We start from the raw sequence: 22,863 nt of genomic DNA on the forward strand, positions 1-22,863 counted from the left end.
CGGGCCTGGTAGTAGTTAGCCTTATTACCGCAACGGATAATCCGAACGGGGTAGTAATGCTAACTACCTATTTACTACACTACTTATATTTTTTAGAGACATGAAAAAAGTAACCGGCATAGGCGGCATCTTCTTTAAATGCGATGACCCGCAGAAAATGAAAGACTGGTACGCACATAATCTTGGCTTGCCCATGAATGAGTACGGCACTACGTTCCACTGGCGCGATGCCGATGACCCCAGCAAACAGGGGTCAACCGTTTGGGGTGCTTTTGAAAAGAACACAGACTACTTCGAGCCATCCAAAAAAGACTTTATGATCAGTTACCGGGTCGAGCACATTGAAGACCTGGTGGAGCAGCTAAAAAGCGATGGCGTCACCATCATTGATGACATTGCCGCGTACGACTACGGTAAGTTTGTTCATATCCTTGACCCCGAGGGAAACAGCATCGAGCTTTGGGAGGACATTGGTTAAGGCGTGCGGTTTCTTTTGCCCTCGCTCCGCTGCTGCCCCGGCACCCTGTTTCGTTTAGTAGTCTGACGAATTTCCGTTTCTCCACTGGCTCTTTTTAACACGAAGCAGTTCACCCAAGCGACCGCCATTTACGGATACTTACCTGAAAACTACTTTTTGCCAAATGGCAACTGCCGACAGACAGTCGATGGTTACCTTGCGCCCATGAACCAGTTGATCGAGTATATCCTACAGTTCGGGAGCCTGAACCAGCAGCAAATAGACCTGATTTCGAAGAAGGCCATCGAGTTGACCCTGCCTAAAGACGCGTATTTTTCGGAAGCGGGGAAAGTATCCCGGCAGGTCGGCTTCATTATAGAAGGCATTACGCGGGTTTGTTACTACAACAACAGGGGCGAAGAGATTACCAAGTATTTTATCGAAGAGAATAACCTCGTTGTAGACCTCAGCAGCTTCGACAACGATATACCCTCCTCTTCCTACGTGCAGGCCGTTACTGACTGTACCCTCATCGTTTTTTCCAAGCAGGATTGGGAAGACCTGCTGAATACCATTGTCGGCTGGGATGCCATGGTTCGCAAAATCATTTCCAAAGCATTGCTCCAGAAAGTAGCCAGAATCAGCCCGCTGGTTTCGGAAGATGCCACTACGCGCTACCTGAGTTTTATGGAACGCTACCCCAATCTCATTAACCGCATTCCCCTCTCCTACCTGGCCTCTTACCTGGGCATGACCCAATCGTCCCTAAGCCGAATCAGAAAAAACATTCGCTGATTCGCTTTTTGCCAAATGGCAACTGATATCCTGTTTGAACGGGCAACCTTTGCCTCATCAATCAACACAAAAGCAACATGCAATCAGTACTAATCACCGGAGCCAATAGGAGCATTGGCCTGGAAACAGCCAAACAACTGTCGAAAAAAGGGTTGTTCGTCTACCTGGGCAGCCGCAACATCAACAGGGGAAACGAAATCGTAGAGGAGCTGACCGAAGCCGGGTTCCAGCACCTCAGGGCTATCGAAATCGATGTTACGAAGCCGGATACCATTCTGGCGGCCAAAGACATTGTGGAACGGGAGCAGGGCAAGCTGGACATCTTAATCAACAACGCCGGTATCAGCAAAGGCTTTCCCGAAAGTGCCCTGACAACTCCCATCAGCGACATTCAGGACGTGTTCGATACCAATTACTTCGGCACTATCAGCGTGACGCAGATTTTTCTGGACTTGCTCAAAAAGTCGGAAAGCCCGCGCATCAGCAACATCACCTCCGGGCTAGGGTCGCTAACCCTACACAGTGACCCAACCTGGCAATATTACGGGGTTAAACTGGCAAGCTACGTGCCATCAAAGGCCGCGCTGAACGCCTTCACCATTCTGCTGGCATACGAACTGCGCGAGTTGCCCTTCAAAGTGAACGCCATTGACCCCGGCTACACCGCCACCGACTTCAATCACCACAGCGGCCCCGGAACCGTAGAGAGTGCGGCTGCTTTCATCATAAAACACACCCTGACGGCCGATGACGCACCGACCGGGCAATTTTTCAGTAACGATATAGAGGACGGAACGGAAGTGAGTCCCTGGTGAAAAACGGCCTGGAGTAGCCTTAACGCCAACGGCCCTAATCAATTAAAAACGCCCTTACCCAGCAGACCGGATAAGGGCGTTTTTAGTTGATTATTGACCGGCTATTTCAGAATCGGTTCCAGGGCGGCCCGGTTTTCGTGGAGCCATGCGTGAATGTCGGTCACAATCTCCCGGATGCCCAGTTCGGGTTTCCAGCCGGTCAGCTTCGTTACGTTGGTATTGTCCGTTATGTACAGACGGATATCGGCCGACCGGTTTTCGGTGACCTGTTTTATGGGGATCGTTTTGCCCGTCACTTCCTGGCAAATCCGGGTCAGTTCCTGTAAAGACGCACTACTTTCTACCCCGCCACCGGCATTCAGCACTTCTCCGTTTACCTGATCCAGGTGATGAAGCTGCCAGTCGATCAGGCGGTACAAGTCGGCAATATGGAGCATGTCGCGGGTTTGTTTGCCCGTTCCGCCGTAGCCGATATAGGCCAGTGGCTGCTCAAAATAGTGTTTGGCAATCCAGAGCACCATCACGCCCTGATCCACCTTTCCCATCTGCCAAGGGCCGGTAATGACACCACAGCGGTTGATAACCGTTTTCAGGCCATAGAACTCGTTGTACTCCTGAATAAGCAGTTCCGATGCCAGTTTGGTGGTGCCATACAGGGACCGCGCGCCCGTTAGCGGAAAATCTTCGGCAATCCCTTTGGCCGACACGCCCGGCACGGGCTGGTCATCCGTCAGCACAAAGCGCGTGTCGGCTTCGGCATAATTGAGGGTTTCAATGGTTTTGATTGGATACACGCGGCTGGTCGACAGGAAAATGAAGCTGGCCTTGTGTTTCAACGCGTAATTGAGGCAGTTGACGGTACCAAACAGGTTGGTATTGATGAGGTAATCGGGCGTACCATCCAGCCCTGCCAGCACCGAGGGTTCGGCCGAGGCTTCGATGACGGTATCCACGGCGGGCAGCGCGTCAAAATCTTCCTTGCTCCGAATGTCGCCATGCAGGAACTCGATACCAGCCGCTTTGAGCCGCGACAGGCTTAGTTCCGACCCGCGCCGTTTGAGGTTATCGAGCGCAAAAATCTGGTAGTGGGGGTAGTTCTGTTTCAGCGAGATAGCCAGCGACGAACCAACAAATCCGGCCCCGCCGGTAATGAGAAGTTTCATGATGAATGATGAATGATAAATTATAAATGATGAATGATGAATGATTAGGACTAACCGGCATTCATCATTCATCATTTATAGTTCATAATTAGGTTGTAATCCGTTTCAATTGTACGTTTTCGACCGGGCGGATGACCAGGGGCACTTTCTCTACTTTCACCGAACTGCTGTCCAGACCAAACCAGCGATCTTCGGGCGTGGTGAAGCTCTTGATGCTAAAATAGATACTCATGATAAGGCGCTCGGTAGTTGGGAGTTCATTCTCGAATGACAGAAATTTCTCCAGAACCACAAAGCGAAAGTCCCCGATTACATTCTGACGACTGAGTGACTCGTACCGGCTGGTGATGTCCACTTCTTTATTTTTCACCATGTCTTCAATCACTTTGCGGAAGAACAGGTTGATGCGCTGCTCCACCCGGAAGCCCAGTTTAAACGTCACTTTGTAGGCATCGTCGGGGGCAATGGTATTCACTTTATACTCCATCGTGTACGGGTCATCGGTGGTATCGACGTGAACGAACCAGTAGATGTCGGCCCGTTTTGGTCGTTTCTGGAAGATGGAGTAAATTATTTTCGACTCAATCTCCGACTGCCGGGCCGCGTTGCTCATAAAGACAATGTGCGTGGCATACTTGGGAATGCTGATATCCCGGCTAAGTTCTTTGATGGCCTGCGTATACTGGTCGATTCGGACATACTCAGTCAGGCGTAGTTTGATCTGGAACGCCCTTAACCAGACAATCATCACAAAACCCATGGCCCCCGCAATCAAGATGGACACCCAGCCGCCGTGCGTGAATTTGGCCAGGTTGGCTACCAGAAAACAGCTCTCGATGGCCAGGTAAAACACCAGAAAAAAGACCACAAACCAGGCATTGTACTTATGCGAATACATGTAGTAGCTGAACAGAATCGTACTCATCATCATGGTCAGGGTGATGGCCAGTCCGTAAGCAGCCTCCATGCGCGATGACTCCTGAAAATAGAGCACTACCCCGATACAACCCGCAAAGAGCAGCCAGTTTATACTGGGTACGTAAAGTTGCCCTTTTTGATTGGACGGGTACCGAAGGCGAACTTTAGGCCAGAAGTTAAGCCGGATGGCTTCGCTGATGAGCGTGTAAGCCCCCGTGAGCATGGCCTGACTGGCAATAACCGTTGCAGCCGTGGCAATACATATACCGATAATCAAAAACCACTCGGGCATGAGCGAGTAGAACGGATTCCGTTCGCCCAGCGACTGTCCGACGAGGCTTTCCACGAAGGCGCCCTGGCCAAAATAATTGAGCATCAGGCAGAGTTTCACGTAAACCCAGCTAACCCGAATATTGGACCGGCCACAGTGCCCCATGTCGGAATAGAGGGCTTCTGCGCCCGTTGTGGACAGGAAAACAGCGCCCAGCAGCCAGAATGCCCCCGGTGTTTCGGTCAGAAACCGGTAGGCATACATCGGGTTAATCGAAGCAAGAATCGTTAAGTCATCGAAGATATGGATAATCCCCAGCGTACCCAGCATCGTAAACCAAACCAGCATGATGGGGCCAAAAGCGGTGCCTACCACACTGGTCCCGAATGTTTGGATGAGGAACAGGAAGGCCAGAATACCAATAACGATGGGGACAGTTGGAATATCCGGATACAGGATCCGTAACCCTTCTACCGCCGACGAAACCGAAATAGGTGGGGTGATAATACTATCTGCCAGCAAAGAACTTCCACCAATAATAGCCGGGATAGTAAGCCACTTGGCATGGCGCCGAACCAGGGCGTAAAGGGCGAAAATGCCCCCCTCCCCCCGGTTGTCGGCCCGGAGAATCAGGACAACGTATTTGAATGTGGTTTGCAGCGTTACGGTCCAGAAAATACAGGAAAGTGCCCCCCGGACTATAGCCGTCTGAATGGGCGCAGTGGTACCCACAACCGAACGAAAAACATACAGGGGCGATGTGCCAATATCACCGTAAATAATACCCATCGCTACCAGCAAACCGGCAGCCGAAATGGCATCCACGTGTTTCTTATCTTCCATATTCAGGCTTGAGCCTTATCGCTTTTGGGCGGGTAAAAACCGCGCAAAGATAGCCGATGTTTGGATTAATTATTCCTGCCCCACCCTAAAGTTATCAGGGCAAAAAAGCGCACAAATCGGGCCATACTCACCGACAAAATCAGGGCCGCCATAAAACCAGATCTTTTTTTCAACCGTACATATGATGCCCGTCCGACTAATAAGTCTTCAGACGGGGCCTATTATGGGTTTTGTTAATTAGGTGAGTCCGGCAGATGGCCTGTTCTATAGACGGGCCATCTCTTTTTTTGTTCGTACCCTTCCTGTCACTAGTACAGCCACTTAGCTCCTTTTTTGACAAGGTTGGGCAGGTTACTGCCAATCGTATCGACCCAGATAGATTTATTGACCCGGCTGGCCGTAGGGTACGGATAAATTTTGTTGAAGAAATCGCCGGCTGTCAGACCTTTTTGCTGCGCCAGGATAAGCTCCTGGATCAACTCTCCCGCTTTTGGTGCAATAATAGTACCCCCTAAAATTTTTGGGCTGAAGGGGTTTATGCCCGATGGCGTGACCAATAAGATCATCCGGGCGTATTCGTAGTCTTCAATCACAGCCCGGTCGTCATGGGCGAAATCGTACTCGATGCGCTCGTACGCTTTGCCGTTCGTTTTCAGGTCTTTTTCCGAAAAACCGAACGTGGCCACTTCGGGATCGGTGAAGGTGACCCACGAAAAATGATCGTACGTAAGTTTCTTCTCAAAAACGCCGGGCGTTATGAAATTACCGACCACGATGGATGCCTGCAACTCGGCCCCGTGCGAGAACAGGCGCTGCCCGGCCGGTGCTCCGGCGGCTGCGTCGCCAACGGCAAAAACGTGTTTGTTGGTGGTCTGGAGGTAGTCGTTTAGTGCAAGGCGACCTTTATCGTCCAGGTCAATACCGGCAACGGACAGGTTCAGGGCATCGTACTGAAACGTGCGCCCGACGGCCACCAGCACCACATCGAACGGAATGGTGTCTGTATGACCATTTTTAGCTTTTACCTCCGCCGTATTTACATCTGGGAAGGCGGTCACTTTCCGCTTTAACCTAAACGTAATACCTTCTTTCTCTAACTGCTTTTGCAGCAGTTCCGATACGTCCGGCAGTTCCTTGTCCAGAATACGTTCCTCCGCTCCTACTACGGTTACGGCACTGCCCAGCCGCTTAAAGGCCTGAGCCATCTCGATACCAATGGGACCCGCCCCCACAATCAGTAACCGTTTGGGCAGGGTCTTCAGCGAAAAAATGGTTTGGTTGGTATGCAGCTTACCCGGCACGTTCGCCACGGCGTCCAGCCCGTCGGCCTCCAGCTGACGGGGTACGGAACCTGTACAGAGCACGATATTTTTGGCGGCTGCCCGCATCGTTTCTCCGTCGTTGAGCGCTACCTCAACCTCGGTTTCGCTCACAAAGCGGGCTACCCCAAGGACTACGTCGATACCTTCGGTTTCGCGCAGGTAACGGGCGTTTTCGTGCGCCCGGATAATGTCCTGCCGCTCCCGAACGTACTGCATTACCTCCGCCATATCGACCTCACCGGCGGCTTTCACGCCGAACCGGTCCACGCTCCGGGCGTGGTGTATTTGTTTACTGACGTGAATGAGGGCTTTACTCGGCACGCAGCCATCGTTCAGGCAGTCGCCCCCGATCCGGTGATCGCTTTTTTCTACGATCAGTACATCGAAACCCAGTCGTTTCATGGCTATACCCACGCTGAGCCCGCCCGATCCGGCACCAATAACGAGTACGTCGTAGTGTTTCATGCAGTAGTGTGTTGTGCCGTTTACTTATTTTTTTTAAAATCCAGCAGCGTCCCTTTTATGGTCGTCATGAACTTACTTTGCTGGAACATGGGGTTGTTGTTCTTATCCAGAATTTTACACCGGAAGGTAATTTCATAGGGCGTATCTTTCTTATCGAACAGGGCTTTGGGCAGTAACCCGAGGGCTTTACCCGGCTTAACAGTCATTGGAAACACCACGGGCGTAGTCGCTTCTTTTTTTACCAGAATTGGTTCGTCCTGTGCCCCTTCGGCAATTTCTTTCCCGTCAATAACCACGGTGTAGTGCAGGTCGGTAACGTTGTATGGGAGCTTGTTTCTGTTGATGATATTGACTTTTGCCGCTACATCCATCGCTTTCAGACTCAGTTTTCCGTAATCGATATCGTCTACCTTAAACTGCAGCAAGTGGAAGGCAGGCAGTCGGCGGGTTTGGTCGATGTTGATTTTCTTTTCGCCCAGAATCGGCACGTCCGTATCGAACGAAATACGAAGCCGGTAGTCGGCACTATCGATCTTACGCCGGTCGAGGTCTTCGAGCAGGGCAACCATTTTTTTCGCTTTCAATTTGGCGGGTAATGCCAGGGTCGTGCTGTCTTCGGCGTTTACCGTCACTACCTTCTCGTACGACTCCTTAACCAGTTCCTGATCGTTGATATAGAACGAATAATCGACATTGCGTCCTTTCAGCGCAACGGGCAGCGGATTATCCAGAAGAATGTACATGTTCATCGTAATCTCATCGTCGGTGATGTTCTCGAAGTCAAACCGGCTTAGTTCCACGCGGGGCTTAAGGGTTCCATCGTAGGCACCGCCCTCGGCTTCGGCGTTACTTTTTAACCGATTATAGTAAACGTAGGCTCCAAGGATGCCGATAAGCAGCAGTCCGAGCGCAATAATCCAGCCTTTTTTCATTGTGTTGGGGCGCGTGTATGTATTGGGCTAGTAACGACCAAACCTGACCAAGTGTTCATGTACACATTGACGCGCTACCCGGTCAGGTAACCGGAACGGCTATCTGAATGGCAGTCCCCTGGGTGTCGGCCGACGTTACCTGATACGTGCCTTTCACGAGCATGACCCGCTGATTGATATTGACCAGACCATGACCCGCCAGTGAGTGATTTTGCACACGTACGGGGTCAAAGCCGCGCCCGTCATCGCGGTAGGTCAGCAACAGGGTGTCGGCTTCATAAATCAGACTGAGTAGAACGTGGGTAGCCTCAGCGTGTTTGGCCGCATTCTGGAGCAACTCCTGTACAATCCGGAACACATTAATTTCAATGCTCTCGGGTAGTTTCTGCGGCACCTGTCGGCTGGTAAACGTCACGTTCAGCCGGTGGCTCTCATTCATCAAGGCTACCATATCATCAATGGTGTGCACCAGCCCAAACTCGGTCAGGCTGCGCGGGTGCATATCGTGAATGATGCTGCGTATATCCGCAATAGATGATTTGAGTACGGACAGGGAACGATTCCTGACATCATCAACGGCTACATTGGGCGTTCCGAGCGACGAGAGGTACATTTTCAGCACCGTGAGGTTAGCCCCTACGCCATCGTGCAGTTCTTTGGAAAACCGGTGCCGTTCAAGCTCCTGCGTTCGGATGGCTACGCTCAGCTCGTGGGCCTGCCGATTTTTTAGCGTGGCAATCCGGTACCGGTAGCCGCCGTACAGCCCTCCTGCCAGCAGCAGGATCACGATTAGCTGAAACCAGCGGGTGGCCCAGAAGGGTGGCTTAATCAGGATGTTCACCGAAGCCCCCTGCTCATTCCAGATACCATCGTCATTACTGCCCTTCACCCGAAACACGTAATTGCCCGGTGGCAGGTTGGTGTAATTGGCCGTTCGGCGGTGCTGCGCCTGCACCCAGGACGCATCGATGCCTTCGAGCCGGTACTGATAGCGATTCTTTTGTGCGTTGGAAAAGTTGAGAGCCGCAAAGGAAAACTCAATGAAATTCTGGTCCGGGTTGAGTGTCAGGTGAGTCTGGTTCGGATTGTACGCACTGTCCAGCACGGTCAGGGCGGTGATGCGAACGGGCGGCACAAACGTATTGCGCTGCATCTGTCCGGTTCTGACGTACGTAACGCCGTTCACACCGCCAAAAAACAGCGTACCGTCGGTATGCTTGTAGGACACATTGGTATTGAATTCATTGCTTTGGAGCCCGTCCGACACATTGTAGTTTTTGAGTACGCCCTGCGTGGGCGAGAAGCGGGTTAAGCCCTGGTTGCTACTCAGCCATAGATACCCTTCGTTGTCTTTCAGGATACCATAAATTACGTCGTTGGGCAACCGAAACGCCATTGCCCCCCGGCTGCTCGTAAACTGGTGGGTAACCACATTACGAATCAAATCGAGGGCAAACAGGCCACAGTCGGTGCCAACCCAGAGGGTAGCGCCATCCTGCAACAGCGAGCGGATGTTAAGACAGGCCAGTCCGTTGGCAGGCCCGAATGCGCTGAGTTGCTGCGTACGGCGGTTGTAGCCAAAGAGCCCGTTTCCCAACGTCCCGAACCACACGACATCCCGCTCCTGCTGATAAACCAATCGGATATTATGAGCCGAGATAGCGTTAATAGCGGGCAAATCCTGCCAGCCTTTCCACTGTTTCGTTTGCCAGTCGAACCGCGTAAGTCCCCCATCGCCCGCTACCCAGATTTCGCTGGTCCGTCCGCTGGTGTCGCTGATCATGTGGGCTGCGTAGGCGTATTTTTGTTTGCGCGGCCCCGGCATCGGGTACACATGCGCCCGGTTTTGGCGGGGGTCATACTGCGTCAGTTCGTGCCAGTTGGCAAACCACAGGTTGCCCTTATAATCGGCGTCAATTACCCGCACTTCCCCGTGCATGGCACTAGCCGACGGGATGGCCGTTTCAGGAAACGACGTGAGGGTTCTGTCCGGTATCGAGTAACGGGCAAATCCACCGGCTTCGGTGCCAATGTACAGTTGGTTTCCCAGGCCAAACAGCCGGAAAACCACATTATCGGGCAGGCCATGCGCCGGCGTGTCGGCCTGTTGCTGAATCAGCCCGAACGGAAGCCGGTGGGGGTCGTATTTGTCGATACCCTGGCTACTGCTCCCCACCCACACGATGTCCTGCTCATCCTGATAGAGCAGCCACACGAAGTTTTCGCGCAGGCTCCGGTGATTCAGCGGGGAGTGACGAACGTAGGTAAACTGACCGGTATCCGGGTGGTAAATGGCTATGCCGCCCGTGCGGGTGCCAATCCAGACATTGCCGGTTTTGTCGCACATCAAAGACTCCACATCAGTGCCGCTCAGGTGCCGCGCCGTACCCCCCTGCACAAAGTGCGTGATGCGACCCAGGGGGCTAGCTGGATTTTCCAGCCGGAAGGCGCCATCATCGGCGGTACCGATCCACAAATGTCCGCGTTTGTCGAACAGGAGATTTTGAAACAGGGATGCCGTTGTCAGGTGCTGACGAATGGGGATAGTCACAAACGTGTCCCGTTTGGAATCGTAGCAGTACAATTCACTGAATGTCAGCACCCATAATTGCCCATCAGGGGCCAGGCAGCAACTGCGAATGGTATTGTTACCGGGGAAGTAGTGCCTGATTTTTTTCAGGGCCGGGTCGAAGCAAAACAGCCCCTGCGCCACCGTTTGAATCCAGATACGCCCTTGTTTATCTTCTACCAGCCGGTTGACGGGCAGGCTATCCACCGCGTGCCGGATGCCAAACGTTTCCGTAAATCGCCGTATCCGGCCATCTGTACGGTCGAACAGATTCAGCCCGGCTCCCGTGCCAATCCACAGCCGCTGCTGCGAATCGGCCAGCAGGGCCTGCACCAGGTTACTGTTCAGTCCCTGCCCGGTCCGGTACACCCGGAACCCGTAGCCGTCGAACCGATTGAGGCCATCCTGCGTGGCAAACCACCGGAAGCCATCATAGGCAGTAACTGCATTGATGGTCCCCTGCGAGAGGCCGCTCTCCTGCCCGTAATGCTCAAACGTTATTGCCTCGTCCTGCTGCTCAGACTTGCTCAACCGGGTAGGCTTACTGGCTAACTGGGCCTGCGTCAGACAGGCGAACAGGAAGCAAAGCATTGTGAGCAGGTACCGCATAATCCCTCAGGAGTTGTAACGTCAGACAAACCGTTACTGCAAACGCCTAATTTACGGTAAATACTCGTTCGATGCGTCGTTACCGGCCACGCATCGGCCAGTCGGCCTGTTTATTAACGCTGGTGCAGTTACTACCTGTGTTGTAAGGGACTTTACAACCGAAATGACTGCGTTGTTGCCGGCCGGAAAAGCGATTGATGCTCCCTTGTGCGGGATGGATTTTGGTTTCCTCGAATACGCAGAATAATTCTTAAACCTTTTGGGCTGACGACGGTCTTACCCTCACACAGAACCTGTACCAAACCTATGCGAACGCTACTGGTTGGCCTACTGCTCCTGACGGCTGCCTGCCGACGTCCGTCTACGCAGTTCTCGGCCATGCTCACCCCCGTCAATCAACCCGACGATTACACCCGCTACCTGAAAGCCGGGGACGAACTGGTGGCCGTAGGTAGTGACCCAGCCTGGTCGCTAACGGTAAACCCATCCAAAGGAGTCCTGCTCTTTAAACCCCAGCACAGCGATAGCAGCATCGTATCACTTTCCGATAATCAGATTAGCCGCACGGCCGATTCAGCCAATGGTGCGTTCGGATATCAATCGAGGGATGGCCGAATCAAGGTTTCATTCCGGCCCGACAGTTGTACCGACAAGCTATCCGGCCAACGGTATGATTACCGCGTGGATGTGGTGAGTGAGGGTCAAAACGTGGTGGGCTGTGGCGTTTCACTACGCCAGTTGGCTTTATTGCAGGACAACTGGGTACTAACCAGTATGCAGGGGGACTCCATTGCGACCAATGGACCAGCAAAAACGATACCCCGTCTGGAAATATCACTCACCCAGGGCCGCGTAACCGGCACTACCGGTTGTAACCAGCTTAATGGCCCCGTCATGGCAGACACGCATCAGATTCTGTTTGGACCGCTCGTTACCACCAAAATGGCCTGTATGGGCCCAAATGGTGCGGCAGAACCCACATTCCTGCGCCTGCTGAGCCAACCAATGCCTTACCGGATCGATTCGGGTAAATTAACACTGTACCAACAGGGCAAGCCCGTCCTGACCTTCAGAAAGGCAGATTAAAATCGTTTCCCCAACATTATTTAAGCCATTTATTACACAGTAGCATCCGCTTTTTCGTTACTTTTGTTTCTTATTAAAAGCCAATCGAATCCTAAAATAAGTTAAGCCTTTCGATTTCGATTAGCGGGTGCCAATCAATTTGTATAAATCACAAAACTCTATGATTAACAGTAAATTTCCCTCCCGCATATGGCTGCTGGCGGGTGTGCTGGCAACGGTAGTCTCCAGCGCAGGCAACCCTGCCTGGGCACAGGCGGCAGCCCGGCGGATGACCCCCGCCAAACCGGCAGCCGCTTCGGGTCAGGCACCAACTGCCCTGAACAAAGTACTGGTCTTCTCCAAAACCGCGGGTTACCGTCATGCCTCCATCAATGTCGGTAAACTGGCCCTGATGAAACTTGGTCAGGCCAACGGATTTGCCGTTGACACGACTGAAGACGCCGGTAAGTTCACCGAAAACAACCTGAAACAGTACAGTGCGGTTATCTGGCTCAGCACCACCGGCAATGTCCTCGACGAAGCCCAGCAGGCGCAGTTTCAGCGGTACATTCAGGCGGGTGGTGGCTACATGGGCATCCACGCGGCTGCCGATACGGAATACGACTGGCCCTGGTATAACCAACTGGCGGGTGCGTACTTTCTGAATCACCCCAAGCAGCAGAATGCTGAAATCAACATCATCGACAAAAGTCACCCGGCCACTAAAATGCTGCCCGACGTCTGGAAACGCTTCGACGAGTGGTACAGCTACAAAAGCATTTCGCCCGACATAAAAGTGCTGGGTAAGCTGGATGAGAAAACCTACGAAGGCGGCAAAAACGGGGATAACCACCCGTTTATCTGGTACCACGATTTCGATGGGGGCAAGGCGTTTTACACGGGTGCCGGTCATACGGATGAGTCGTACAGCGACCAGATGTTCTTAGCGCATATTCTGGGTGGTATCAAATCCGTAATGGCCACCAGTCTGAAATTCAGTCAGGCCAAAACGCAGCCTTACCCCGAAGAGAACCGTTTCGACCGGCAGATTCTGACCGCCGATCTGGACGAGCCAACGGAGCTGGCTATTCTGGACAACGGTAAAATTCTTTTTACCGAGCGGAAAGGCGCGGTGAAACTGTATGATACCAAGAAGAAAACGACGAAGTTGGTTACCACCCTTCCCGTTCATTCCCAGCGCGAATATGGCCTGATGGGGCTAAACATCGACCCTAAGTTCAACCAGAACAAATGGGTGTACCTGTATTATTCGGCCGTCAAGCCTGATTCCAACAACCGGCTGGTGCGCATGAAGTGGGACGATGCCAAAGACGAACTGCAACTCAACACCGAGCAACTACTGCTGACGGTAACGGAGAACCGTACCTACGACAAGGACGACTGCTGCCACACGGGAGGTTCCATTGCCTGGGATAAGCAGGGCAACCTGTACCTGTCGACGGGCGACAACACCAACCCTTTCTACTCGAACGGTTTTTCGCCCAGCGACGATCGTGCTGACCGGAAGAAGTTCAACGCCCTGCTTTCATCCAGCAGCACGAATAACCTGCGGGGTAAAATTCTGCGTATCCACCCTGAGGATGACGGCACGTACACCATTCCCGAAGGAAACCTGTTCCCGAAAGGAATGGAAAAGACCCGGCCCGAAATTTACGTGATGGGTAACCGGAATCCGTACCGTATTTCGGTCGACCAGCATACCGGCTTCCTGTACTGGGGTGAAGTAGGCCCCGACGCGGGCGAAAACAGCGAGAAACGCGGGCCACGCGGATACGACGAGATGAACCAGGCCCGTAAGGCCGGTTATTATGGCTGGCCGCTGTTTGTAGGCGATAACAAGCCGTACCGACAGTTTAACTACGCCGACAGTACCTCCGGCCCGCTCAACGATCCGGCTCATCCGATCAATTACTCGGCCCACAATACGGGTCTGCGGGAGTTGCCCCCGGCACAGAAAGCATTTATCTATTACCCCTACGCCGACTCGCCCGAGTTTGGCCCAATTGTGGGTAAAGGTGGTCGGAATGCCATGGCCGGACCGGTTTATTACTACGACGACTATGCTGACTCGCCGGTGAAGTTTCCCCGCTCCTATGATGGCAAGTTTTTCTCCTACGAATGGATGCGTGACTGGATTCACCCTGTTACGATGAAGGAAAACGGCGATTTCCTGCAAATGGAAACGTTCATGCCGAATACCAAATTTTCGCACATAATCGACATGCAGTTTGCCAATGACGGTTCGCTGTATACGCTTGAATACGGTCAGCAGTGGTTTGCTGCCAATGCCGACGCCCGCCTGTCGCACATTACGTATAACGCCGGTAATCGCAAACCCGTAGCCTCTGCCAGTGCCAACAAAATGGTTGGTGCGGCCCCGCTAACAGTTAAATTCGATGGTAAGAAGTCGATGGATTACGATGGCGACGCGCTGAAGTACGAGTGGTCATTTGGCCCCGGTATGCCGAAGCAGACAACCGTAAGTCCTACCGTTACCTTCACGAAGCCGGGTGTATATCCTGCTATGCTGAAAGTGACCGATGCCTTGGGCAACGTGGCTACCGAAACGATGGACATCAAAGTAGGCAACGACCAGCCAAAAGTAGAAGTAGCGCTGGCGGGAAACAAAACGTTCTATTTCCCTGACAAACCGGTTAAATACGCCGTTAAGGTAGCCGACAAAGAAGATGGCACCCTGCAGAAAGGTATCAATCCCGACGATGTGACCATGACCATCAACTACCTCGAAGGCTTCGACAAAACGATGCTGGCGCAGGGGCACCAGGTTAATACGGGCTCCGCAACGGGTAAGCGTCTTATTGAGCTGAGCGACTGCAAAGCCTGCCATGCCATCGACAAAAAATCGGTTGGACCGGCTTACATCGACGTTGCCAAAAAGTACAGACGTACGCCAGGAATTGAAGAGAAACTGGCGAAGAAAGTGATTTCAGGCGGGGGTGGTGTCTGGGGCGAACAGGCCATGAGTGCCCACCCACAGCTTAAGGAAAGCGAAGCAACTGACATGGTTCGCTATATTCTGACCCTGGCTGACCAGAAGAAAGTAGAGAACCAGCCACTGGCAGGTAATTATGTACCCGCCCAGCAGCAAAAAGATGGTTCCTACATCCTGACGGCTACGTACACCGACCGAGGTAATGGCGCCATTGGTCCAATCACCGGCACATCGAGCGTGGCCCTGCGGTCGGCGGTGGTGAAAGCAGTTTCGGCCGATGGGAAGCAGGATATATTCCAGTACGACATTCCAAAAATGGGGCCAGCCGCCATTGGCACGAAGTCGGGTAGCTACCTGGAGTTCAATGATATTGACCTTACGGGCATCACGGGCATTAAACCAACGGTGTTCTCGGCTAATGATCAGGTGGCGGGTGGCAAACTGGAAGCCCGGCTTGACTCACCCACCGGCCAGCTGCTGGGCGAAGCCGATGCCAAAAGCGGCACGATGGGGCCCGTTGATTTACCGTTCCGTAAGCCCGTTTCCGGTGTCCATAAACTTTACCTCGTTTTCGTCAATCCTACGGCCGGTCAGAAACCGCTGTTTGCCGTCGACAAGGTACAGTTCGACACGCAGGGTATGTAGTAAGTAACAGATAAAGTAATGTTGGCAGGGCATGGAGAAAGGGCAGCACCCCGATTTCCATGCCTTGTTTTTTGTTATTCTCTATGCTACCAAAAACAAGCGTACCAAAGCGGATTTCCGGGAAGTATAGCGTCCATCGTCGGCCGCTATACCCCTCTCACGTGGCCCCAGCGTCATGAATAGCAATGGCGTCATAAAGACAAACAAAATCTTCCTGAACAGGATTTGGGTGCAATGAATGACTGGATAGTATCTTCGCCGTTCGCAAGGCTGCTTTCATCTGCCTGCGTACGATTCAGGCATACGTTATGACTCCATTTTATAGGCACCCCCTTTTCAGTAACATCCGTTTCATCGTTGGCACTTATGCAGTCCTTGCCCTGCTGGCAAGCGTTAAACTCGTGTTTTTTGAGGGGTCTGGCGTGTACAGTATTTTCTACTATTCGCTGACTCACCTCCTGGAGGGTAAAAGTCTGTACGCGGCTTACCCGGCTGAATACGTGGACCATTATCACTACGCTCCTACGTTTGCCGCCCTGTTTGCCCCGGTTTTTGCGCTCCCCTACTCAGTAGGGCTGTTCATCTGGCAGCCCTTGTTTACGGCCGTCTGGTTTTACGCCATCTACCGGATGCCGTTTACACAGCAGCAGAAAGTGTTTGCCTACTGGTTCTGCCTGCAGGAATTGTTTACGTCGCTCGTAAACAGCCAGACCAATCCGCTCATTGCCGCTCTTTCACTGTTTACATTCCTGAGTTTCGAGCGTCGGCAACCAATTTGGGCCGCCTTCTTTATCGTGCTGGGATTCAATATCAAGATTTACAGCCTGGTGGCCGGAGCGTTGTTTCTGCTGTACCCACAGAAACTCCGGTTTCTGGCTTACGCCCTGGGCTGGGGCGTTGTGATGGCCCTGCTACCGCTCCTGCTCACTCCACCCGACAAACTGCTCTGGCAGTATGACTTGTGGGTGAATCAGTTGCTCATAAAATCGGATGTAGATAAATGGCTCAATCTGTCCATTCACCGCCTTGTGCATCAGACCATCTCGCCCGCTATTTCAACTTCGGCTATTATCGGGGCCGGGGTGCTGGTGTTCTGTACCGTGTATATACGGGTAAAACGCTACACGGAGCCTGTGTTCCGGCTGTTGATGGTAGCCTCGGTTCTGCTGTTTCAGGTAATTTTCAACCCCGTTTCCGAATCACCAACCTATATAACAGCCGTTACGGGCGTGATGTGCTGGTGGGTGTGCTGCCCCCAAAACTGGCTGGACCGTAGTTTGCTCATTGCCTGTTTTGTGTTTACGGTACTGTCGCCCAGCGATATATTTCCAACCGTTCTGCGGGAGCAGCTGGTAAAACCCTACGTACTAAAAGCCCTGCCGTGCGTACTTATCTGGTTCAGAGTCATCTACCTGATGCACAGCAGGGAGGAAGCCGTAGTTACCTACGGCTGATTTTCAATCAACGCGGCCTTTTTGTACCTTACGGCATCCAAACGTCAAGATGATTCTGCTCGTTTATCGGCCTCACAACCGGTTGATACACGGTCGTAAAACCGCTCATGGTAATCTGACACTCGTGTTTACCTTCTTTGATTTATTCTATTTATGACGATCAGTGGCTTCTCGTACGTTCGAAACGGTATCCAGTATCAATATCCTTTTCTGGCCTCCATCCAATCTATTCTGCCCATTTGCGATGAATTTGTCATTGCCATTGGTGATTCTCAGGACGGAACGCGCGACGCAGTGCTGGCCCTGAACAACCCTAAAATCCGTATTATCGATACCGTATGGGACGACGAAATGCGGGTAGGGGGTAAAATATTTGCTCAGCAGACAAACCTGGCCCTCGCTGCCTGCACAGGCGACTGGCTCTTTCATATTCAGGCCGACGAAGTGATTCACGAAAACGACCTGCCCGTTGTTAAAAGCCTTATCGAACAGGCTGATACCAATCCAGCCGTGGAAGGATTACTGTTCGATTTTCTGAACTTCTACGGAAGTTATAACTACCTGAACGGCAGCCGTTACCAGCATACCAAAGAAATCAGGGTTTTCCGGCGGGGCATCGGTGCCTTCTCCTACCGGGATTCGCAGGGTTTCCGGCGTTATGACAGCGAACAGCAACGGCTGAGCGGGCACAAGGGTGTAAAACTGAACGTGTGGCAAACGGGCGTTCCGGTGTATCACTACAGCTACGTACGCCCACCGGACGAAATGCTGAAGAAGTCACAGATTTTCGCCCATTACTACATGGACGAGACCCAGCATACCAAAGTATTCGAGAGCCGGAAAACGCACGACTATTACGGCATTGAGCGGGTAGTGCCCTTTTCAGGCACTCATCCGGCGGTTATGGCTGAGTGGGTCAAAAACGGTAATTACGAATTTGACCCGGCGAAGCTTACCGGGAAAATGACCACCAAAATGAAACTGGCTTACCTGGCCGATAAACTGACCGGTCGGCGAATTGGCGAATACAGGAATTATAACCTGGTAAAGAAAAGGCAGTAAATGCGGAGGCACGGGCAACACCCTTCCCCACACTTACTGCCTTTTACGACCGCACGGACCAATCCGTTACGACTTTTGCGGTACCTTGCTATACGTCACAAATCACGATACTTTCTTTCAAACTCGTCAGCGGGTCGCGCTTGGGAATGAACTCCTGCGCCACGTACCCTTTGAATCCGGTGTCGACAATCGCCTTCATGATAGCCGGATAGTAGAGTTCCTGGGTTTCGTCAATCTCATTCCGACCCGGATTACCACCCGTGTGGTAGTGGGCGAAGTATTTATTGCTCTCCTGGATGGTGCGAATGATGTCGCCCTCCATTATCTGCATGTGATAAATATCGTACAGCAGTTTGAAGTTCTCTGACCCCACGGCTTTGCATAAAGCAACGCCCCAGGCGGAGTGGTCGCACATGTAATCCTTGTGATTCACTTTGCTATTCAGCAACTCCATCACGACAACGATACCGTGCTTTTCGGCGCTGGGCATCAGTCGTTTAAGGCCGACAGCACAATTTTTCAACCCTTCTTCGTCACTCATGCCCCGGCGGTTTCCGGAAAAACAAATGACGTTGGTCAGGCCCGCTTCTTTCATTTTGGGGAAGATAGCTTCGTAACTAGCCACCAGTTCGTCGTGCAGCTTAGGGTCGTTAAAGCCATCATTAATCCCTTTTCCTGCGCCCTGCGCCATGGCACAGGTCAGCCCATATTTTTTCAGAGTAGGCCACTCTGCTGGCCCGGTCAGATCAACCGCGGTGATGCCCATTGCTTTGATTGATTTGCAAAAATCATCGAGCGGAATTTTACTGTAGCACCATTTGCAAACGGAGTGATTGATCCGTCCCTTCAGCGGAGCGGACATGGAGTCGGGCTGTGTCATGGGACTGGCTAGGGATTCAGTCAGGGCAGGTAGCGTTAGGGCGGTACCTGTCAGGGTTTTGAGAGCCGTTCGGCGGGTGGTCATAATAATGAAAGAGTGAAAGAGTGAATGAGCGAAAGGATGAACGGTTTTGCGTCAGCTATTCGCACTTTCGCTCATTCACTCTTTCGCTCTTTAAATCAGAGTTCGCGTATCTTGATGTTACGAAACCAGACCTTATTCCCGTGATCCTGCAGGGCAATATGGCCTTTGTCGTATTTACCAAAGCCTTCCCACCCCTTAAATTTACTCTCCGAAACCATTTTATCCCATTCGGGGCCACTGGTTGGGTATTCGGCCGTTTTCTTACCGTTCAGGTATTGCTCCGCTTTTCCGTTATTGATTACCAGACGGGCTTTGTTCCACTCACCGGCGGGTTTGGCAGTGCCCAGGTTAACGGGTTTCTGCAAATCATAGAGCGCACCAGCCGTACGGTTATTATCACGGCCCTGTTTGGCATCCGGGTGCCGCTCATTGTCCAGCACCTGCATTTCCGGACCGGTCTGGTAAGTTGCTTTGTACTTGGGATCTTCGTGAACGTGGTAAATAACACCGCTGTTGCCTCCTTCGGCAATTTTCCACTCCATCTCCAGTTCAAAATTACCGTATTCCTTGTCGGTCACCAGATCACCGGCACCGCCCGACGCCAGGTGAATGGCTCCATCATCTACCGTCCACTTATCCGATACGGGTTGCCCGGCTTTCAGGTAGGTGTGCCAGCCACTTAATGTTTTACCATCAAACAATGTTTCCCACTTTCCTTTCTTCGATGCCGCTTCGGGCTGGCTGGATGCCGGAAGGCGGGTTGGGTTAACGAAAGCCTGAGTTGGGGTATCGTTTAGTGTCAGGGCAAGGGCCAGCAGACTGGTTGCCAGCGTAGTGCCGGCAGAAAAATGCACTTTATCCATAGATTGAGAATTGTTAGGATTTTATCGAGGCAATACTACTAAAAAAATCACATATAAAACGTTAACTAAATATTTCCGATTGTGCCGGATTCAACGCAATTTTCAGGTCTTTAAATCTGTTGGATTAGTGCAACAGCACATTGGCTTTATCTACTCCCTGCAATCATGGAAACGACAATGCTTGTCCCGGCCGAAAAAGAACGCTATCAAAAACACCTTAATCTGCCCGAAATTGGCCCGGCAGGTCAGTTAAAACTTAAGAACGCCCGCGTACTGGTTGTTGGTGCGGGGGGGCTGGGATGCCCGGTACTATTGTATCTGACGGCGGCTGGCGTGGGCACCATTGGTATCATTGACCCCGATGTGGTGGACCTTAGCAACCTGCAGCGGCAGGTACTTTATACGACGGATGAAGTAGGCAAACCAAAGGCGAAAATGGCCGCCAGCCACCTCAACCGCCTGAATCCAGACCTGTCGTTCGATACCCATACAACTGCGCTCGAAATCAGCAATGCCCGCAGCATCATTGATTCGTACGACATTGTGGTCGACTGCACGGATAATTTCAAGGTGCGCTACCTGGTCAACGATGTGTGCGTTACGTTGGGTAAGCCGTTCGTTTACGGGGCCATTCATCGGTTCGAAGGGCAGGTAGCCGTCTTCAATGCCGACCTCGGAACGGGCAAACGGGGACCAACCTACCGGTGTCTTTTTCCGGAATACCCCAACGATATTGAAATTCCGAACTGCAACGATACGGGCGTGCTGGGCGTGTTGCCCGGCGTAATTGGGACCTACCAGGCCAGCGAAGTAATCAAACTCATCACGGGCATTGGCCAGCCACTAACGGAGCACCTGCTGATGGTAGACCTGCTGGCCGTTAGTCAGCAGAAAATCAAAACAAAACGCCGGGCTGATGCCGATGAACTGGCCCGGCAGGGGCTGGCACCGGCAATACCTCAACCCAGTTCGGGCAATGCCGGACCGCAGAAAATAACGGCCCAGGAACTGGCCGACCGGCTGGCAGTGGGCGAAAATATCTTTTTGCTGGACGTACGTGAGCGGCCCGAATACGACCTTTGCCACCTGGAAGGGGCCGTTCTGATTCCCATCGGCATGATCCCCAATAACCGGAAGCGAATCCCCACGGACCGGCCCGTAGTGGTGTACTGTCACCACGGCATTCGCTCGGCCAATGTTATCCAATACCTCTACACACAGGATGGCCTGACCAACCTTTATAACCTGGACGGCGGCATCAACGCCTGGGCACTGGCGGTAGAACCGGAGATGGAGGTGTATTAGACGGTATTCTGTTTACGGTATGAAGTTTACGGTTGGCTGACGCGTAGAAAAAAGCAACCATGATGCGTCAGCCAACCGAATACCGTAAACTGTAAACCTGTTTACTCCTCCTCGCTGTTATTCAACTTAGCGAGTAAGCTGTAGGCTCCCTTTATCACAATGGGGGTTTTGACGGGGTCGATATGAGCGGGTATCGTAACGGCAACGTAGCCTTTCTCCCGCACACTGGTTTTCACATCGACCTGCCGAAACTGGTAAACAGCCGCCTTGCCACCCGTCGCTTCGCGTTTTTCCAATACGTAGATGTATGATTTGCCGCCATAGTCTACCACAGCCTCTTCGGGCAGTGTGGGTAGCGGCTGCGTTTTTACCGCTATCTCTGCGGCTATATAGCCTCCCGGAATGAAATCATCGGAGTACCCCTGGGGATGCACCAGCACCGGAATGGTCCGATCGGCATCGATTGACTTGCCAATCAGAAAAATATCCCCCCGGTGCGCGTACCGGCTGGTACTGGTATCCGCCCCTACGTTGAACCGCACCAGTTGCCCGGTATGGATCCGGCTGATATCTTTCTCAAAAATGCTCAGCTTGGCGTGCATATGGCTGATGTCACTGATTTGCACCAGCACATCGGAAGGATTCACGTACCGTCCGTTATTGACCGGCACATCCGTCACAAAACCCGAAACCGGTGCAGGTATCGCGATGGTGCGGGTGAGCCGTTCGGGGGTAAGCGTGGCCGGGTTGATACGAATAATGGCCAGTCGCTGGGCCATGCCCGCCAGTTGCGCCTGTAAACTCTGGCGGTTGGACCGAACCTGCTGGAACACCTTCAAGGCGTTGACATTATCACGACTCAGTTCCTGCTGACGGTCAAATTCCAGGTTGGCGTACTCCAGTTTGGCTTTGGTGTCCAGGTAATCCTGCTGAAGCTGAATGTACTCGGGATTTTCGAGAATAACCAGGGTTTGCCCTTTACGGATAGCCATGCCCGGCTCCAGGTTGATCCGGCGGATGTACCCCCCAAATGGCACCGAAACGGACATTAAATTCTGAGCCGGCACGTCGAATACACCCGTCGCTTTAAACGTCGTTTGCATAGACCGCTCGCCGGGCTGACCCAGTTTGATGTCGGCCACCTCATATTGGGCCTGCGTCAGTGTAACCCGCACGGGGCCATCATCCGCTTTTTCGGTCGAATCGGTCGGGGCAACTGCCTGACTTTGATTAGCCGACTGATCGTCGCCCTTTTCGTCGGACTGACAAGCCGAAAAACCGATGAGTACGCCAATGACGAGTTGTATGGTCAGTTGCCGGACGGACATGGTTGTAAGAAATTGATTCATGGCTGTTATGAGCAGGAAAGTAC

General features: G+C 52.5%; 16 protein-coding genes. 8 read left to right on the plus strand and 8 right to left on the minus strand.

Features of this window, described 5'->3' with window-relative positions; genetic code table 11:
- The first annotated feature begins 100 nt into the window (after positions 1-100).
- The 3 genes from B156_RS0124105 (at position 101) to B156_RS0124115 (ending at position 2,067) form a co-directional block, all read left to right on the plus strand.
- Positions 101-478 carry a VOC family protein gene (locus B156_RS0124105; RefSeq protein ID WP_018622356.1) on the plus strand — a complete coding sequence of 126 codons (378 nt, stop codon included), beginning with the start codon at positions 101-103 and terminating at the stop codon, positions 476-478.
- A gap of 204 nt (positions 479-682) precedes the next feature.
- On the plus strand, positions 683-1,252 hold the full coding sequence (locus B156_RS0124110) for a Crp/Fnr family transcriptional regulator (protein WP_018622357.1): 570 nt from the start codon (positions 683-685) through the stop codon (positions 1,250-1,252).
- Positions 1,253-1,329: 77 nt separating this feature from the next.
- A complete protein-coding gene (locus B156_RS0124115) occupies positions 1,330-2,067 on the plus strand; it encodes an SDR family NAD(P)-dependent oxidoreductase (RefSeq protein WP_018622358.1) in 738 nt (245 codons plus the stop codon).
- A 101-nt stretch (positions 2,068-2,168) separates the two neighbouring features.
- Here B156_RS0124115 and B156_RS0124120 read toward each other — a convergent pair whose 3' ends face one another.
- The 5 genes from B156_RS0124120 to B156_RS0124140 all read right to left on the minus strand — a co-directional run bounded on the left by B156_RS0124120 (position 2,169) and on the right by B156_RS0124140 (position 11,159).
- Positions 2,169-3,230 carry an NAD-dependent epimerase/dehydratase family protein gene (locus B156_RS0124120; protein WP_018622359.1) on the minus strand — a complete coding sequence of 354 codons (1,062 nt, stop codon included), beginning with the start codon at positions 3,228-3,230 and terminating at the stop codon, positions 2,169-2,171.
- An 88-nt stretch (positions 3,231-3,318) separates the two neighbouring features.
- Positions 3,319-5,262, minus strand: coding sequence for a KUP/HAK/KT family potassium transporter (locus B156_RS0124125; protein WP_018622360.1), 1,944 nt, complete (start codon positions 5,260-5,262; stop codon positions 3,319-3,321).
- Between the two features lie 308 nt (positions 5,263-5,570).
- Complete coding sequence (locus tag B156_RS0124130; RefSeq protein WP_018622361.1) at positions 5,571-7,049, minus strand: dihydrolipoyl dehydrogenase family protein; 1,479 nt, start codon at positions 7,047-7,049, stop codon at positions 5,571-5,573.
- A 20-nt stretch (positions 7,050-7,069) separates the two neighbouring features.
- Positions 7,070-7,981 carry an LEA/WHy family protein gene (locus B156_RS0124135; protein WP_018622362.1) on the minus strand — a complete coding sequence of 304 codons (912 nt, stop codon included), beginning with the start codon at positions 7,979-7,981 and terminating at the stop codon, positions 7,070-7,072.
- A gap of 82 nt (positions 7,982-8,063) precedes the next feature.
- On the minus strand, positions 8,064-11,159 hold the full coding sequence (locus B156_RS0124140; RefSeq protein ID WP_018622364.1) for a sensor histidine kinase: 3,096 nt from the start codon (positions 11,157-11,159) through the stop codon (positions 8,064-8,066).
- A gap of 306 nt (positions 11,160-11,465) precedes the next feature.
- On the opposite strand from B156_RS0124140, the gene B156_RS0124145 reads away from it, so the two are divergent.
- The 4 genes from B156_RS0124145 to B156_RS0124165 all read left to right on the plus strand — a co-directional run bounded on the left by B156_RS0124145 (position 11,466) and on the right by B156_RS0124165 (position 18,359).
- Positions 11,466-12,245, plus strand: a complete 780-nt coding sequence (locus B156_RS0124145; protein ID WP_018622366.1) for an META domain-containing protein — start codon at positions 11,466-11,468, stop codon at positions 12,243-12,245.
- Between the two features lie 160 nt (positions 12,246-12,405).
- On the plus strand, positions 12,406-15,843 hold the full coding sequence (locus tag B156_RS0124150) for a ThuA domain-containing protein (RefSeq protein ID WP_018622368.1): 3,438 nt from the start codon (positions 12,406-12,408) through the stop codon (positions 15,841-15,843).
- A gap of 308 nt (positions 15,844-16,151) precedes the next feature.
- Complete coding sequence (locus B156_RS0124160) at positions 16,152-17,297, plus strand: glycosyltransferase family 87 protein (protein ID WP_018622371.1); 1,146 nt, start codon at positions 16,152-16,154, stop codon at positions 17,295-17,297.
- Between the two features lie 153 nt (positions 17,298-17,450).
- Positions 17,451-18,359, plus strand: a complete 909-nt coding sequence (locus B156_RS0124165) for a glycosyltransferase family protein (protein ID WP_018622372.1) — start codon at positions 17,451-17,453, stop codon at positions 18,357-18,359.
- A gap of 88 nt (positions 18,360-18,447) precedes the next feature.
- On the opposite strand, the gene B156_RS0124170 is transcribed toward B156_RS0124165, so the two are convergent.
- Positions 18,448-19,323, minus strand: a complete 876-nt coding sequence (locus B156_RS0124170) for a hydroxypyruvate isomerase family protein (RefSeq protein ID WP_018622373.1) — start codon at positions 19,321-19,323, stop codon at positions 18,448-18,450.
- 95 nt (positions 19,324-19,418) lie between these two features.
- Complete coding sequence (locus B156_RS0124175) at positions 19,419-20,186, minus strand: 3-keto-disaccharide hydrolase (protein ID WP_018622374.1); 768 nt, start codon at positions 20,184-20,186, stop codon at positions 19,419-19,421.
- Between the two features lie 165 nt (positions 20,187-20,351).
- Between B156_RS0124175 and moeB the strand changes: the two genes are divergently transcribed.
- Positions 20,352-21,491 carry a molybdopterin-synthase adenylyltransferase MoeB gene (moeB, locus tag B156_RS0124180; RefSeq protein ID WP_026261024.1) on the plus strand — a complete coding sequence of 380 codons (1,140 nt, stop codon included), beginning with the start codon at positions 20,352-20,354 and terminating at the stop codon, positions 21,489-21,491.
- A 101-nt stretch (positions 21,492-21,592) separates the two neighbouring features.
- Here the strand turns inward: moeB and B156_RS0124185 are convergent, their stop codons facing one another.
- A complete protein-coding gene (locus B156_RS0124185) occupies positions 21,593-22,840 on the minus strand; it encodes an efflux RND transporter periplasmic adaptor subunit (protein WP_018622376.1) in 1,248 nt (415 codons plus the stop codon).
- Positions 22,841-22,863 lie beyond the last annotated feature (23 nt).

The sequence above is a fragment of the Spirosoma luteum DSM 19990 genome (genome assembly GCF_000374065.1).
Classification (GTDB): domain Bacteria; phylum Bacteroidota; class Bacteroidia; order Cytophagales; family Spirosomataceae; genus Spirosoma; species Spirosoma luteum.

Coding starts and splice junctions, on each gene's coding strand:
- B156_RS0124105 (WP_018622356.1), top strand. CDS start 101: ATGAAAAAAGTAACCGGCATAGGCGGCATCTTCTTTAAATGCGATGAC.
- B156_RS0124110 (WP_018622357.1), top strand. CDS start 683: ATGAACCAGTTGATCGAGTATATCCTACAGTTCGGGAGCCTGAACCAG.
- B156_RS0124115 (WP_018622358.1), top strand. CDS start 1,330: ATGCAATCAGTACTAATCACCGGAGCCAATAGGAGCATTGGCCTGGAA.
- B156_RS0124120 (WP_018622359.1), bottom strand. CDS start 3,230: ATGAAACTTCTCATTACCGGCGGGGCCGGATTTGTTGGTTCGTCGCTG.
- B156_RS0124125 (WP_018622360.1), bottom strand. CDS start 5,262: ATGGAAGATAAGAAACACGTGGATGCCATTTCGGCTGCCGGTTTGCTG.
- B156_RS0124130 (WP_018622361.1), bottom strand. CDS start 7,049: ATGAAACACTACGACGTACTCGTTATTGGTGCCGGATCGGGCGGGCTC.
- B156_RS0124135 (WP_018622362.1), bottom strand. CDS start 7,981: ATGAAAAAAGGCTGGATTATTGCGCTCGGACTGCTGCTTATCGGCATC.
- B156_RS0124140 (WP_018622364.1), bottom strand. CDS start 11,159: ATGCGGTACCTGCTCACAATGCTTTGCTTCCTGTTCGCCTGTCTGACG.
- B156_RS0124145 (WP_018622366.1), top strand. CDS start 11,466: ATGCGAACGCTACTGGTTGGCCTACTGCTCCTGACGGCTGCCTGCCGA.
- B156_RS0124150 (WP_018622368.1), top strand. CDS start 12,406: ATGATTAACAGTAAATTTCCCTCCCGCATATGGCTGCTGGCGGGTGTG.
- B156_RS0124160 (WP_018622371.1), top strand. CDS start 16,152: ATGACTCCATTTTATAGGCACCCCCTTTTCAGTAACATCCGTTTCATC.
- B156_RS0124165 (WP_018622372.1), top strand. CDS start 17,451: ATGACGATCAGTGGCTTCTCGTACGTTCGAAACGGTATCCAGTATCAA.
- B156_RS0124170 (WP_018622373.1), bottom strand. CDS start 19,323: ATGACCACCCGCCGAACGGCTCTCAAAACCCTGACAGGTACCGCCCTA.
- B156_RS0124175 (WP_018622374.1), bottom strand. CDS start 20,186: ATGGATAAAGTGCATTTTTCTGCCGGCACTACGCTGGCAACCAGTCTG.
- moeB (WP_026261024.1), top strand. CDS start 20,352: ATGGAAACGACAATGCTTGTCCCGGCCGAAAAAGAACGCTATCAAAAA.
- B156_RS0124185 (WP_018622376.1), bottom strand. CDS start 22,840: ATGAATCAATTTCTTACAACCATGTCCGTCCGGCAACTGACCATACAA.